Source organism: Asanoa siamensis (assembly GCF_016862555.1).
GTDB classification, from domain to species: domain Bacteria; phylum Actinomycetota; class Actinomycetes; order Mycobacteriales; family Micromonosporaceae; genus Asanoa; species Asanoa siamensis.
The window spans coordinates 212,648-225,827 of record NZ_BONE01000001.1; the positions used below are offsets into that span (position 1 = coordinate 212,648).

Consider the following 13,180-nt stretch of genomic DNA (forward strand, 5'->3'; position numbering starts at 1 on the left):
TCGTGCTGGCGCGCGTCGGTCACGCTGGCTGGGCGGCCGTTGGCGTCTCGATTCTCTCGACAGGTGTCGTGTCGTCAGATGTCGGGAGAGTGTGAGCGTAGGTCGCAGCGGGCGCGGGCGGTCCTTGCCCAATTGCGGGCGGGCTAGGGGCCGGCGTGTGAGGAGCAGCCAGGCGGGCTTTCTGCGTCGGACCGCGGGGAGCTTTGTGCGGTCGTCACGGCGCGGGGTGTTGTCAGTAGCGGGTGCGGAGGAGGGTGGCTGCTTCCGTTGCCCAGTAGGTCAGGATTATTTGGGCGCCTGCTCGGCGGATTGAGGTTAGTGTTTCCAGGTGGGCGCGTTCGCGGTCTACCCAGCCGTTCGCTGCCGCTGCTTCTACCATTGCGTATTCGCCTGAGATTTGGTAGGCCGCTACCGGGAGTGTGACCTCTTTGCGGACCGCGTGGATTATGTCTAGGTTTGTTAGTGCTGGTTTGACCATGACCATGTCCGCGCCTTCTTCCACGTCCAATTTTACCTCGCGTAGCGATTCGTGGAAGTTGGCTGGGTTTTGTTGGTACGTGCGGCGGTCGCCCTCCAGTGAGGATTCGACCGCCTCGCGGAATGGGCCGTAGAAAGCCGATGCGTATTTGACCGCGTAGGCCAGGATTCCTACGTCCTGGTGGCCTGCGGCGTCCAGGGCCTGGCGGGCCGCACCTACCTGGCCGTCCATCATTCCTGATGGGCCCACCACGTGTACGCCTGCTTCCGCTTGAGCTACCGCCATTGTGGCGTATGCCTTCAGCGTCGCGTCGTTGTCTACCCTGCCTTGGGCGTCCAGGACGCCGCAGTGGCCGTGGGACGTGAACTCGTCCAGGCAGAGGTCGCCCATGACTACCGTGCTGTCGCCTACCTCGGAGATGACGTCGCGGATCGCCACGTTGAGGATGCCGTTCGGGTCCAGGCCTCCCGAACCCTCCGGGTCCTTGTGGATCGGGACTCCGAACAGCATGAGGCCGCCTACGCCCGCGCGGACCGCTTCCGCGGCTGCCTTTCGTAGGCTTTCGCGGGAGTGTTGGACCACGCCGGGCATCGAGGTGATCGGGCGTGGTTCGGTCAGGCCCTCCTTGACGAACATCGGGAGGACCAGTTCTGACGGGGCCAGCTTCGTTTCCTCGACCAGGCGCCGCATCGCGGGGTTGACCCGTAGGCGGCGTGGGCGCACGTTCGGGAAACCCATCAGCGGAACCGGAGGGCGGTCGGGCCCTGGACCTTGGAACCGCGGCGCTGCTTGGCCGGCATGGCCGCCAGCTTCTCGCGCAACTCCACCGCGTACGAGGCGAGCGCTTCCACCAGGTCCGGGACCGAGGCGTGGGCCGGCTGGACGTCGACCCGCAGGCCGAACTCCGTGGCCGTCTCCGCCGTCTTCGGGCCGATGACCGCCACCACCGTGCGGGTGTGCGGCTTGCCGGCGATGCCGACCAGGTTGCGGACCGTGGAGGAGCTGGTGAACAGCACCGCGTCGAAGCCGCCCGACTTGATGGCGTCGCGGATCTCGGCCGGCGGCGGGGCCGCGCGGACCGTGCGGTACGCGGTCACGTCGTCGACCTCCCAGCCCAGCTCCGTGAGGCCGGCCGCCAGGGTTTCCGTGGCGATGTCGGCGCGCGGCAGCAGCACCCGGCCGACCGGGTCGAGGACCTCGTCGTGCGGGGAGAACTCCGCCAGCAGGCCCTCGGACGACTGCTCGCCGGCCGGGACCAGCTCGGGCTGGATGCCGAAGGCGCGTACGGCGTCGGCGGTGGCCTCGCCGATGCAGGCGATCTTCACGCCGCCGAAGTGGCGGGCGTCGAGGCCGTGCTCGCCGAACTTCTCCCAGACCGCGCGGACCGCGTTGACCGAGGTGAACAGCACCCAGGCGTAGCGGCCGTCGACCAGGCCCTTGACCGCCCGCTCCATCTGGGCGGGGGTGCGCGGCGGCTCGACCGCTATGGTCGGCACCTCGCAGGGGATCGCCCCGTACGCGCGCAGTCGGGCGCTCATCGCCCCCGCCTGCTCCTTGGTGCGCGGGACCAGCACCTTCCAGCCGTACAGCGGGCGGTTCTCCCACCAGCTCAGCTTGTCGCGGTGCGCGACGCCCGCGCCCAGGGTGAGCACCACCCGGCCCGTGAAGCCGAGCGCGGCGGCGACGAAGCTGTCGACCGTCGACGTGGTGGTGAACTGGGTCTCGCCCGTGCCGTCGCCGGTCACGCCGACCGGCGTGGTGCCGTCGAGGCCGGCGGAGAGCAGGCCGTCGCGGAGGGCGGCCAGGTCACCGGCGTCGACCGCGAGGGCCAGCGAGTCGCGGGCGACCGCGGTGGCCAGTGCCTCGAAGTCGAGGGACGAGACGTCGTCGACGTCAGCGGCGGTACGCAGGCCCGGAAGCGGGACACCCGCGTAGGTCGCCACGCCCTCGGCCTGGCCGACGCCCGGCACGACCTCGAAGTGGACGGCGGTGCGGGCGACGGCCTGCACCTCCTTGACCACCGACTCGTGCCCGAACGGGTCGCCGGCGACGAGGTGCACGGCGGAGAGCCCGGAGCGCGCGGCGGAGATCAGCACCTTGGCGACGTCGCCGGAGGCGCCCTCGGCCGGGGTGAACTGCGCGTCGTCCTTGGCCTCGGCCCGGATCGCCGTGAGCAGGGTCTCCGGCACGCCGCGGTCGTAGACGACCTGGTCGGCCTCGACCAACGCGTCGTGCGCCCGGCGGGTCAGCAGGCCCGGGTCGCCGGGTCCGGCCCCGACGAACGAGATGTGGCCTGCGGGCTTACGGGTGCGGGTCATTCTGTGCTCCCAAACAAGGTATCGGCACCACGGTCGAGGAGTTCGGCGGCGAGTGCCTTGCCGATCTCCGCGGCGGCGCTGGGCGTTCCGGTGCGCGACAGCCGGATGGCGCGTTCGCCGTCCGCGCTGATCACCGCACCGCGCAGGTAGATCTCGTCGCCGTCCTCGCCCTCCGCGAGTTCCGCGTAGGCGGCGACCGGGGCACTGCACCCGGCCTCCAGCGTGGCCAGCAACGCCCGTTCCGCGGTGACCGCGGCGCGGGTGGGTCCGTCGTCGAGCGCTCCGAGCTCCTCGACCAGGTCATGGTCGTCGTGGCGGCACTCCACCGCCAGCGCACCCTGTGCCGGTGCGGGCAGCATCAGCATCGGGTCGAGCGTTTCGGTGATCTCGTCGAGCCGCCCGAGCCGGGCGAGCCCGGCGCGGGCGAGTACGACGGCGTCAAGGTCGGCCTCCGGGCCGGTGACCCGCTTGATCCGGGTGTCGACGTTGCCCCGGATCGGCGTCACCCGCAGCGGCAGCCGCAAAGCGTTGAGCTGGGCGATCCGACGCATCGCCCCGGTGCCGACCGTGGCACCGTCGGGCAGGTCGGTCAGGGTCCGGCCGTCGCGGGCGATCAGCGCGTCCCGCGGGTCCTCGCGCAGCGGGATGGCCGCGATGTGCAGCGCGTTGGGCTGGGCCGACGGCAGGTCCTTGTAGGAGTGCACCGCGAGGTCGATCCGGCGCTCCGTCAGCGCGTCGCGCAGCGCGGACACGAACACGCCGACGCCGAGCTGGGCGACCGGGGCGTTCGACCGGTCGCCGGCGGTGGTGATCTCGACCAGCTCCACGGGACGGCCGGTGGCCGCGGTCACGGAGGCCGCGACCAGGCGGGACTGGGCCAGCGCGAGCTTGCTCGCACGCGTGCCCAACCGCAGTGCGCTCATGCGTCATCTCCCAACGGGGGAACGTCGTCGACCTGGGCGGTCTGCGGGACCTCGAGGTCGAACAGCTGCCGCAGCAGCGTGGCGTACTGGTCGCCGCCCGGCTCGGCCGCGAGCTGCCGGACCCGCACGGTCGGCGAGTGCAGCAGGCGGCGGACCACCCGGTGCACCGAGTGCGCGACCTCGGCCCGCTGCTCCTCGGTCAGCTCGGGGCGGCGCTGGCGCAGCCGGCTCAGCTCGGCGGCGACCACCTCGTCGGCCCGGGTGCGCAGCGCGGCGACGGTCGGTGCCACGTCGGCACCGCGCAGCCAACCGACGAACGACTCGACCTCGGTCTCGACGATGCCCTCGACCGCCAGCTCGTCGGAGGCGTGCTGGCCGGCCCGCAGCTCGGCGGCGAGCGTGTCGATGTCGACCACGACGACGCCGGGCAGGCCGGCGACCTCGGGCTCGACATCGCGCGGCACGGCCAGGTCGAGCAGGACGAGCGGCGTGGTGCGGCCGCGCAGGGCCGCTTCGACGGTCGCCCGGGTGAGCACGGGCTCGGTGGACGCGGTCGCGGCGATCACCAGGTCGACCTCGGCCAGCGTGTGGGCCAGGTCGGTCATCGGCACGGCGGTCGCGCCGTACGCGGCGGCCAGGCGCACCGCGCGGTCGGCGCCCCGGTTGGTCACGGAGACCGGGCCGACGCCGGTGCGGGACAGCGTGGCGACGGAGAGGGCACCCATCGCGCCGGCACCGACCACCAGGGCGGGCCGGTCGGCGAGGCCGCCCGGGAAGTGGGTGGCGGCGATGTCGAGCGCGGCGGTGACCACGCTCTGGCCGGCCTTGTCGATGCCGGTCTCGGCGTGGGCGCGCTTGCCGACCCGCAACGCCTGCTGCATCAGCTCGTGCAGGGTGCGGCCGGCGGTGTCGGCCTCGGTCGCCGCGTGGTACGCGTCGCGGAGCTGGCCGAGGATCTGCGCCTCGCCGATCACCATCGAGTCGAGCCCGGTGGCGACCCGGAACGCGTGCTCGACCGCGGCGGCGTCGTGGTGCACGTAGAGGTGGTTGGCCAGCTCGGCCGGCGCCCGACCGGCGCGCGCGCCGAGCACGTTGCAGATGTCGCCCAGGCCGCCGTGGAAACCGCTGACCGCGGCGTAGATCTCCACCCGGTTGCAGGTGGACAGCACCGCCGCCTCGCGCACGTAGGGCTGGGCGACGAGCTGGTCGAGGGTCTCGGTCAGGTCGGCCGCCGGCACCGCGATGCGCTCCAGCATCGCGACCGGCGTGGTCTTGTAGGAAGCACCCACCACGATCAGGTTCACGTGCCCACCGCCTCTTCCGGCTCGGCCGCCGACACGAGCCCTGCCGGGCCGCCGCCCAGGCCGCCCGGCAGGGCGGTCAGCGACGACTTGCGGTGCTCGTGGAAGGAGAGGATCTGCAGCTCGACCGCCAGGTCGACCTTGCGGACATCGACTCCATCGGGCACCGAAAGCACGCATGGCGCGAAGTTGAGGATGCTGGTGACGCCGGCCGCGACCAGCGCGTCGGCGACGTCCTGGGCCGAGGCGGCGGGAGTCGCGATCACCCCGATCGCGATCGACTCGGCGACCGCCACGTCGGCGAGGTCCGAGATGTGCCGCACATGGAGGCCGTTGATCAGCTCGCCCACCCGGGCGGGGTCGGCGTCGAACAGCGCGGCGATGCGGAACCCGCGACTCGCGAAGCCCGCGTAGCCGGCCAGGGCGTGACCGAGGTTACCGACGCCGACCAGCGCGACGCCCCGGCGCTGGGTCAACCCCAGGGTGAACTCGATCTGGTCGATCAGCAGCGCCACGTCGTAACCGACACCACGCGTCCCGTACGACCCGAGGTGTGACAGGTCCTTGCGCAGTTTCGCCGAGTTCACGCCGGCGGCCCCGGCGAGCTCCTCGCTGGAGACGGTGTCGTTGCCCGCTTCGGCGAGGTTGTGCAGCGCGCGAAGGTATTCGGGCAGGCGTGCCACCGTGGCCTCAGGCAGGTCCGGCAGGGCGGGTACGCCGCCGGCCCGTCCGTTGGGGCCCCCAGGGCGGTGCTGGCTCATGCGACTCCGTGTGGCGATCGTCCGGATTGCCCGCGAGCGGGGCCCGCGTGCTGGGCCCCCCACAGTGAGGTGCGGAGACCGGCTGTGTTAACGGGATTCGACGGGGTTACAGCCTAGGCGCTTGTGAAGTCGTGCACAAATCGCGATCTTGGTCACTCGATATCCGCCGATCCCTGGTCATGATTATTGCGTAAATGGGACCTGGGCCACCAATTCCAGATTGCTCTTGGTGGAGCGTGGTACGGACAGCCCTACCCTGAAGAGGCAAGCCGACGGGATGGGGGTAAGCAGGGCCGATGCCTAGCGTCGAAGGCATGACAACCGCCGTCGTCCCCAGCCCCGCGGTCGCCGCCCCCCGGGGCATCGTCCGCCAACTGCTCACCGATTCGGCGTACGTGATCGTGGGCTTCCCGCTGGCGATCGCGGGCTTCGTCGCGTCCCTGGTCGGCGTGGTGCTCAGCGCCGGGCTGATCGTCACCGGCATCGGCCTGCCCGTGATGGCCGGCGCCCTGCTCCTCGCCCGCTTCTTCGCCGACCTCGAACGGCTCGCCATCGGCCCGGTGCTGCGCATCCCCCGCGTCCGCCCGGAGTACCGCGCGGCGCCCCCCGACGCGGGCCTGTTCCGCCGGGTCCTCGCGATCGTCGGCGACAGCCAGTCCTGGCTCGACGTCGTACACGCGCTGGTGAAGTTCGTCCTGTCGATCTTCTCGTTCGTGGTCACGATCACGTGGTGGGCCGGCGCCCTCGGCGGCCTGACCTACTGGACCTACGACTGGGCGATCCCCCGCAGCCCCGACGAGGTCGACCTGAACACCCTGCTGGGGCTCGGCAGCGGCACCGGCCCGCGCCTGCTCCTCTACACGGCCATCGGGCTGTTTTTCCTGCTCAGCCTGCCGATCGTGGTGCGCGGCGTGGCCCTGCTCCAGGCCAGCTTCAGCAAGGGGATGCTGACCGGGGTCGCCGAGATGCGCAACCGGATCACCACGCTCGAGGGCCAGCGCCGGGCCGCCGTCTCGGCCGAGGCGACCGCGCTGCGCAAGCTCGAGCGGGACATCCACGACGGCCCCCAGCAGCGCCTGGTCCGGCTGGCGATGGACCTCGGCCGGGCCCAGCAGCAGTTCGACCACGATCCCGAGGCCGCCCGCCGCACGATCGAGGAGGCGCTCACCCAGACGCGGGAGACGCTCGACGAGTTGCGCTCGCTGTCCCGGGGCATCGCACCCCCGATTCTGGTCGACCGCGGGCTGCCCAGCGCGCTGGCGGCCCTGGCCAGCCGCGGGGTGATCCCGATCGAGCTCTCGGTCGACCCCGCGCTCGGCACCGGCGGCGGCCGGCTGGACCCGGCGGTCGAGAGCGCGGCGTACTTCGTGGTCGCTGAGTCGCTCACCAACGTCGCCAAGCACAGCCGGGCGCAGATCTGCCGGGTCGTGGTCAGCCGGGAGGGCAAGGACGTCCGGGTCGAGATCTCCGACGACGGCGAGGGCGGCGCGCACGTCTCCAAGGGGCACGGCCTCGCGGGCCTGGCCGACCGGGTGCACGCGGCGGGTGGCCGGCTCACGGTCACCAGCCCGGCCGGCGGCCCGACCCTGATCCAGGCGAGCCTGCCGGTCTGAGCGGCAACCGACCGTCCGCCGGTCTGAGCGGCAACTGAAGGGCCCCCTGCCGACGGGGGCCCTTCCACTACGCTCGGACCGGTGCGCATTGTGATCGCTGACGACGCCGTGCTCCTCCGCGAAGGACTGGTCCGGCTGGTGACCGAACACGGTCACGAGGTGGTGGCCGCGGTCGGTGACGGCCCGAGCCTGGTCGAGGCGATCGTCCGGGAGAAGCCTGACGTCTCGATCGTCGACGTGCGGATGCCGCCGACCCACACCGACGAGGGCCTGCGGGCGGCCGTCGAGGCCCGCGGTCAGGTGCCCGGCACGCCGGTGCTGGTGCTCTCGCAGTACGTCGAGGTCTCGTACGCGGACGATCTGCTGGCCGACCGGGCCGGCGCGGTGGGCTACCTGCTCAAGGACCGGGTGGCGGCGATCACGGAGTTCCTCGACGCGCTCGGCCGGGTGGCCGGCGGTGGCACGGTGCTCGACCCCGAGGTGGTCGCCCAGCTCCTGGTGCGCCGGCGCCGCGACGACCCGCTGCGCGAGCTGACCGCCCGGGAGCGCGAGGTGCTCGGGCTGATGGCCGAGGGCATGTCCAACACCGCGATCGCCCGCAAGCTCGTGGTCAGCGACGGCGCCGTGGAGAAGCACGTGCGCAACATCTTCACCAAGCTGCAGCTTCCGCCCGACGAGGAGCAGCACCGCCGGGTGCTCGCGGTGCTGGCCTACCTACGCGGCTGAGGCCAGCTCCACGGCTTCCGACAGCGTCGCCGCGACCGGCTGTCCCGAGGCCCGTAGCCGGTCCTCGTCGGTGAAGCCGCCCGTGTAGAGCACGCAGCCGGCGCCGACGGACGTGGCCGCGTCGGCGTCGTCCAGCGAGTCACCGATCAGCACGACCGACTCACCGGGGACCTCGAGCGCCGCGATGTGCCGCGCGAGGTGGCCCGCCTTGAACGCCCGGTCACCGCCGAGCGCGACCTGCACCCCGTCGACCCGGCGGAACCGCCCGTCGAGCCCGAACGCGGTCACGGCCGGCACCAGGTCCTCGTGGAACCACATGGACAGCAGCGACTGCGTGCCGCCCCAGGAGCGCATCGCGTTGACGGCGTCGTCGGCGAGCGCGCACGTGGTCAGCCGGGCCCGGTAGGCGTCGTGGAAGATCGCGTCGAGCTGGTCGAACTCGTCGGCGTCGACGGCCCGCCCGAGCACCATCGCGTAGTAGTCGGCGACCGGCCGGACGAAGTGCCGCCGGTGGTGGTCGGCGGTCACGGGTGGCCCGCCCACCGTCGCGAGCGCGTGGTTGGTCGCCTGCAGGACGAGGTCGAAATCGTTGAGCAGGGTGCCGTTCCAGTCCCAGACCAGGTGCGTACGCGTCACCCGAGGCACTCTACCCAGACAGGTCGCGGACGAGCCGGTCCTCCTCGACCCGCCAGTAACCGTGCTCCGCGCCGTCCAGCAGCACCACCGGCAGCCGGTCGCCGTAGTCCCGCTCGAGCTCGATGTCGCTCGCGACGTCGACCTCGGTCCAACCCGATCCGGTACGCGCGGCGACCCGGTCCAGCGCCGCCCGCGCGTCGTCGCACAGGTGGCAGTCGACCCGCGTCAGCAACGTGATCCTAGGCATCGTCGGACCCCCGCAGCTCGGCCTTGCGCACCTTGCCGATCGCGGAGTGCGGCAGCTCGGTGACGAACTCCAGCGCGGTCGGCGTCTTGAACCGGGCGAGGTGCTCCTCGGCGTGCGCGAGCAGGTCCTCGGGCTCGACGTGGGTGCCCGGCGTACGCACCACGAACGCCTTGACGGTCTGCCCCGTGAAGGGATGCGGCACCCCGATGACCGCCGCCTCGGCCACGCCCGGATGGGCTTCCAGCACCTGTTCGACCTCGCGCGGGTAGACGTTGAAGCCGTTCACGATGATCAGCTCACCGCGGCGGTCGACGAGGAACAGGTCGCCGTCGGCGTCGGCGTACGCGATGTCGCCCGTGGCCCACCAGCCGTCGGCGTCGGGCCCGCCGCTCCCGTCGGGCCAGTACCCGGAGAACAGGTTGGCGCCGCGCACGACGATCTCGCCCGGGTCGGTCTCGGGCGGGCCGACCTCGAGGTCGAACTCGTCACCGTCCAGGTCGGACACCTCCGAGACCTCGCTGCCGTCGGGCGCGACCAGCCGCACCTCCACGCCGGGGATCGGCCGGCCGATGGAGCCGGCCTTCGGCGTCGGGCTGGCCAGCGTCGACGTGACGACGGGCGCGGTCTCGGTCAGGCCGTAGCCGACGAAGAGCGCGTGCGAGGTCGCCCGGGTGAACCGGGCCGAGGTCTCGGCGTCCAGCGGCGCGGCGCCGCACACGGCGACCCGCACGCTGGACATGGCCTCGCCGAGGCCGGGCAGCAGCGACCAGGCCTGGTACATCGACGGGACGCCGACGAGCCCGGTCACCCGGTGGCGGGCGATCACGGCGACGGCGTCGGCCGGGTCGAAGCGGTCGACCACCACGCCGGTGGCACCGTGGTAGGCGACCGCGCCCAGGCCGGAGTTGAGGCCGTAGGCGTGGAAGAACGGCAGCGCGAGCAGCACGGTGTCGCCGGGGCCGAGCACCGTCGGCGTGATCCCGTCGATCTGCTCATGGTTGGCCAGCAGTGCGCGGTGGCTGAGCATGGCGCCCTTCGGCCGGCCCTCGGTGCCGGAGGTGTAGAGCAGCACGGCGAGGTCGCCACCGACGGGCGCGGGCGCCGGGCCGGTCGCGTCCTCGGGCAGCTTCTCGAGAATGCGGCTCAACTCCGGCAGGTCCGCGCGTACGCCCTCGACCAGCCGGCCCACGTCGGGGGTCGCGACCAGCACGGACGCCCCGGAGTCGGCCAGCACGTGGCGCAGCTCCCGGGCGGTGTACTGCGGGTTGGTCGGCACGGCGACCAGCCCGGCGCGGAGCACGGCGAAGAACGTCACCGCGTACCGGAGTGAGTTCGGCAACGCGAGCGCAACCCGAGCGCCCGTCGACAGGTTGAGCCCGGTGAGCGCGGTCGCGGCGGCGTCGACGCGGCGGTCGAGCTCGCGCCAGCTCACCGTCGTGTCGTGCCAGACGAGCGCGGGCTTGTCAGGTGTCGCGACAGCGGCTGCCGCCACACGGTCGGCAAGTGTGTCGGAACGGCGGTCCACCACGGTCGCCGAGTCTGGCACAGTGTCGCCGACCGTGGCACGCACGTGGTCGTGCGACTGTGCGTCGCGATCCCGCCTACGGGACTGTACGCACGAGCCGACGGGCCACCCGCGTGTCGCCGATCGGTTAGAGGCGCCGGCATACATCGGCGTGTCGCGATTCGGCGTGTCGCGCGCTTTCCGCAGGTGGCGCCCGTCGCCCGGCCAGGTGGCGTAGGTCCGGTAACGGACAAGATGTGCGACACGTTCAGGTGCTATCGGGAAATACTTCGGCTCTGTGTAACGGACTCCCCACACGTGGGTGATGTTGGCCCTATCATCTTTGGGTCGGCTCACCCCTTTTGTATGTGAGTCACACCCCTCATCCCCGAGGAGGCCGCTGTGCCCATACATGCGTTGCATAAGCACCTATGTCCGCGTGCACGCGGCCAGGAGGGCGGCAAGTGACGGCCTACAGCTATGCCGACGGCGTTCTGTGCAGCCGCGAGGTGCGCGACGCGCGACTCGCCCTCGACGCCGGGCTCACGGCCCTGCGCCGCACGCTGCACGAGATGCGGAGCCTCGACATCCGAGGTGACGGATCCACCTGGCGTGGCGACGGTCCCGTCGCCGACGGGGGCGCCCGGCGGACCCGCAACCGACCGCACACCGACCTGCCCGGTCGCCCGGTCGGCCCGGGCAGCAACGCGAAGCAGGTCAACGGCGGCCGCGTCGGGACGCCCAACCGGCCGACCATGCCCGCCCAGCCCGGCCCCGGCCAGAGCCCCGCGGAGGCCGGCGAGACGACCGTCCTGCCGGCCGTGCCGCCGATCACCGAGCAGCGCACCGGCGGCTCGGGCGGCGCTCCGCCGCAGTATCCGTCGCGCCCCGACCCGTCGGACCCGGCCACCGAGGTCTGGACGCTGGTCGAGCGGGCCCAGGCGGGCGAGGCCGAGGCGTTCGGGCTGATCTACGACCGCTACGTCGACACCGTCTTCCGGTTCGTCTACTTCCGCGTCGGCAACCGGCAGCTCGCCGAGGACCTGACCTCCGACACGTTCCTGCGCGCCCTCAAGCGCATCGGCAGCTTCACCTGGCAGGGCCGCGACCTCGGCGCCTGGCTGGTCACGATCGCCCGCAACCTGGTCGCCGACCACTTCAAGTCGGGGCGCTACCGGCTCGAGGTGACGACGGGCGACGTGCTCGACGCCGACCGCGAGGACCGCGGTCCCGAGGGCAGCCCCGAGGCGGCCGTGGTCGACCACATCACCAACGTGGCGCTGCTCACCGCCGTCAAGCAGCTCAACCCCGAGCAGCAGGAGTGCATCGTGCTGCGGTTCCTGCAGGGCTTCTCGGTCGCCGAGACCGCGCGGGCCATGGGCAAGAACGAGGGCGCGATCAAGGCCCTGCAGTACCGTGCGGTCAGAGCCCTCGCCCGGCTGCTGCCCGACGGGTTCCAACCGTGACGCGTGGCGGGCGCCCCGTAACTATTCGTGCCTTACGACCGTTGAACTCGATGCGTCCGGCGATGGGCTTCCATCCCGGCATCACTGTCGTAATCAGCGAAGGGGGGTGCCCGCGGTGAACTCCGTGCTTTTCCACCGACGGCGTGCCGAGCGCTTCGCCCAGCTTCTCGACGAGGCCCACGGCGGCCGTCGTCACCACGTACGGTCTCCGGTCGATAATGATCTTGCCGATGTCGTGGCTGTCGGGCATCGGGTGTCAGCGCTCAAGCACGCGATCGACGTGGACGTCGATCCCGAGTTCCGGATGGGCCTGCGGGCGATGCTCGTGGCCGCGGCGGAGCGTGAGGGCATCGGCAACATCGCCGACACCGGCGCGACCGTCGACCTGGAGGCGTTCCGCGCCGCGGCCCACGCGCCGAAGCAGCGGGCGCGCCGGCTGCGTACCCGTGGGGCGATCCTGGCCGGCGTCGCCGTCGGCGCGATCGCCATCTCGGGGATGTCGGCGGCGAGCGAGAACGCCGTGCCGGGCGACGCGCTCTACGGGGTCAAGCGGTCCACCGAGCGGGCCCAGCTCGCGCTGGCGAGCTCCGACCTGTCCAAGGGCCAGCTGTTCCTCGACTTCGCCCGCAACCGCCTCGCCGAGGCGACCGCGGTCCGGGAGAGCGACGGGTTCGCGAACGCGCTCGACGACATGGACGCCAACACCACCGAAGGCGTACGCCTGCTCACGACCACGGCGATGGAGCGGCACGACACGGCCGCCCTGGACGCCGTCGAGGCGTTCCTCAAGCAGCAGCGCACGAAGGTCGGCGACCTGCTCGGCACCACCACGGGTGCCCGGCACGAACGCGCGCTGACCTCCGTCGGTCTGCTGCTCTCCGTCGAGAAGCGGGCCGACGAGCTGCGTCGCGGGCTCGAGTGCGGCGCCGTCGCGGAGGGTGCCGACGCGCTCGGCCCGCTGGCGGGTGCGTGCGCACCGGGCAAGGCTCCGGCCGACGCGCCGGCCGGCCAGCCGCAGTCGGGTGAGCAGGAGCGGGCCAACGACGAGGTCCGGCCGGAGAAGACCGACCCGCGGCCGGACACGTCCGACGCCCCGGCCGGGACCGGCGACGCCGAGCGGCCCGCGGGTTCGAGCCCGGCGCCCGCCTCGCCGACCCCGGCGCCGAGCAAGAGCGGCAACCTGGTCGAGGATCTGGGCGACCTGCTC

General features: G+C 72.2%; 11 protein-coding genes and 1 pseudogene. 4 read left to right on the top strand and 8 right to left on the bottom strand.

Going from position 1 to position 13,180, the window contains the following annotated elements:
* Positions 1 to 232 precede the first annotated feature (232 nt).
* From hemB to Asi02nite_RS01020, 5 genes are read right to left on the bottom strand one after another with little or no spacing between them, the layout of a single operon-like run.
* Positions 233 to 1,216: a porphobilinogen synthase gene (gene hemB, locus Asi02nite_RS01000; RefSeq protein ID WP_203710134.1), complete on the bottom strand. Its 984-nt coding sequence runs from the start codon at positions 1,214 to 1,216 to the stop codon at positions 233 to 235.
* The gene (locus tag Asi02nite_RS01005) at positions 1,216 to 2,796 is read right to left on the bottom strand and encodes a bifunctional uroporphyrinogen-III C-methyltransferase/uroporphyrinogen-III synthase (protein WP_203710135.1); all 1,581 of its coding nucleotides are present in this window, start codon (positions 2,794 to 2,796) and stop codon (positions 1,216 to 1,218) included. The genes hemB and Asi02nite_RS01005 overlap by 1 nt, the downstream gene beginning before the upstream one ends.
* Positions 2,793 to 3,719: a hydroxymethylbilane synthase gene (gene hemC / locus Asi02nite_RS01010; protein WP_203710136.1), complete on the bottom strand. Its 927-nt coding sequence runs from the start codon at positions 3,717 to 3,719 to the stop codon at positions 2,793 to 2,795. The genes Asi02nite_RS01005 and hemC overlap by 4 nt, the downstream gene beginning before the upstream one ends.
* On the bottom strand, positions 3,716 to 5,023 hold the full coding sequence (locus Asi02nite_RS01015) for a glutamyl-tRNA reductase (RefSeq protein WP_203710137.1): 1,308 nt from the start codon (positions 5,021 to 5,023) through the stop codon (positions 3,716 to 3,718). The genes hemC and Asi02nite_RS01015 overlap by 4 nt, the downstream gene beginning before the upstream one ends.
* Positions 5,020 to 5,781, bottom strand: coding sequence for a redox-sensing transcriptional repressor Rex (locus tag Asi02nite_RS01020; protein ID WP_203710138.1), 762 nt, complete (start codon positions 5,779 to 5,781; stop codon positions 5,020 to 5,022). The genes Asi02nite_RS01015 and Asi02nite_RS01020 overlap by 4 nt, the downstream gene beginning before the upstream one ends.
* A 314-nt stretch (positions 5,782 to 6,095) precedes the next feature.
* Here Asi02nite_RS01020 and Asi02nite_RS01025 point away from each other — a divergent pair, with 314 nt between their 5' ends.
* Complete coding sequence (locus Asi02nite_RS01025; protein ID WP_203710139.1) at positions 6,096 to 7,394, top strand: sensor histidine kinase; 1,299 nt, start codon at positions 6,096 to 6,098, stop codon at positions 7,392 to 7,394.
* An 81-nt stretch (positions 7,395 to 7,475) separates the two neighbouring features.
* Positions 7,476 to 8,120, top strand: coding sequence for a response regulator (locus Asi02nite_RS01030; protein WP_203710140.1), 645 nt, complete (start codon positions 7,476 to 7,478; stop codon positions 8,118 to 8,120).
* Here the strand turns inward: Asi02nite_RS01030 and Asi02nite_RS01035 are convergent.
* Genes Asi02nite_RS01035 through Asi02nite_RS01045 form a run of 3 tightly spaced genes read right to left on the bottom strand, consistent with a single transcriptional unit; the run spans position 8,109 to position 10,495 of the window.
* Entirely contained in the window at positions 8,109 to 8,756 is a 648-nt protein-coding gene (locus Asi02nite_RS01035) for an HAD family hydrolase (RefSeq protein ID WP_203710141.1), read from the bottom strand. The genes Asi02nite_RS01030 and Asi02nite_RS01035 overlap by 12 nt on opposite strands.
* A 10-nt stretch (positions 8,757 to 8,766) precedes the next feature.
* Positions 8,767 to 9,003 (bottom strand): glutaredoxin family protein, encoded by a 237-nt coding sequence (locus tag Asi02nite_RS01040; RefSeq protein WP_203710142.1) that lies wholly within the window; start codon positions 9,001 to 9,003, stop codon positions 8,767 to 8,769.
* Complete coding sequence (locus Asi02nite_RS01045; protein WP_239126380.1) at positions 8,996 to 10,495, bottom strand: AMP-binding protein; 1,500 nt, start codon at positions 10,493 to 10,495, stop codon at positions 8,996 to 8,998. Before Asi02nite_RS01045 ends, Asi02nite_RS01040 begins: the two co-directional genes overlap by 8 nt.
* 584 nt (positions 10,496 to 11,079) lie before the next feature.
* On the opposite strand from Asi02nite_RS01045, the gene Asi02nite_RS01050 reads away from it, so the two are divergent.
* Both Asi02nite_RS01050 and Asi02nite_RS01055 read left to right on the top strand, forming a co-directional pair.
* The gene (locus tag Asi02nite_RS01050) at positions 11,080 to 11,973 is read left to right on the top strand and encodes an ECF subfamily RNA polymerase sigma factor, BldN family (protein WP_203710225.1); all 894 of its coding nucleotides are present in this window, start codon (positions 11,080 to 11,082) and stop codon (positions 11,971 to 11,973) included.
* A gap of 115 nt (positions 11,974 to 12,088) precedes the next feature.
* Positions 12,089 to 12,946 (top strand): annotated as a pseudogene (locus tag Asi02nite_RS01055) (DUF5667 domain-containing protein); the annotation flags it as partial.
* Between the last annotated feature and the right edge of the window lie 234 nt (positions 12,947 to 13,180).

Bases quoted from the DNA above. Each gene is read 5' to 3' on its own strand.
- hemB (WP_203710134.1), bottom strand. From the start codon at position 1,216: ATGGGTTTCCCGAACGTGCGCCCACGCCGCCTACGGGTCAACCCCGCG.
- Asi02nite_RS01005 (WP_203710135.1), bottom strand. From the start codon at position 2,796: ATGACCCGCACCCGTAAGCCCGCAGGCCACATCTCGTTCGTCGGGGCC.
- hemC (WP_203710136.1), bottom strand. From the start codon at position 3,719: ATGAGCGCACTGCGGTTGGGCACGCGTGCGAGCAAGCTCGCGCTGGCC.
- Asi02nite_RS01020 (WP_203710138.1), bottom strand. From the start codon at position 5,781: ATGAGCCAGCACCGCCCTGGGGGCCCCAACGGACGGGCCGGCGGCGTA.
- Asi02nite_RS01025 (WP_203710139.1), top strand. From the start codon at position 6,096: ATGACAACCGCCGTCGTCCCCAGCCCCGCGGTCGCCGCCCCCCGGGGC.
- Asi02nite_RS01040 (WP_203710142.1), bottom strand. From the start codon at position 9,003: ATGCCTAGGATCACGTTGCTGACGCGGGTCGACTGCCACCTGTGCGAC.
- Asi02nite_RS01050 (WP_203710225.1), top strand. From the start codon at position 11,080: ATGCGGAGCCTCGACATCCGAGGTGACGGATCCACCTGGCGTGGCGAC.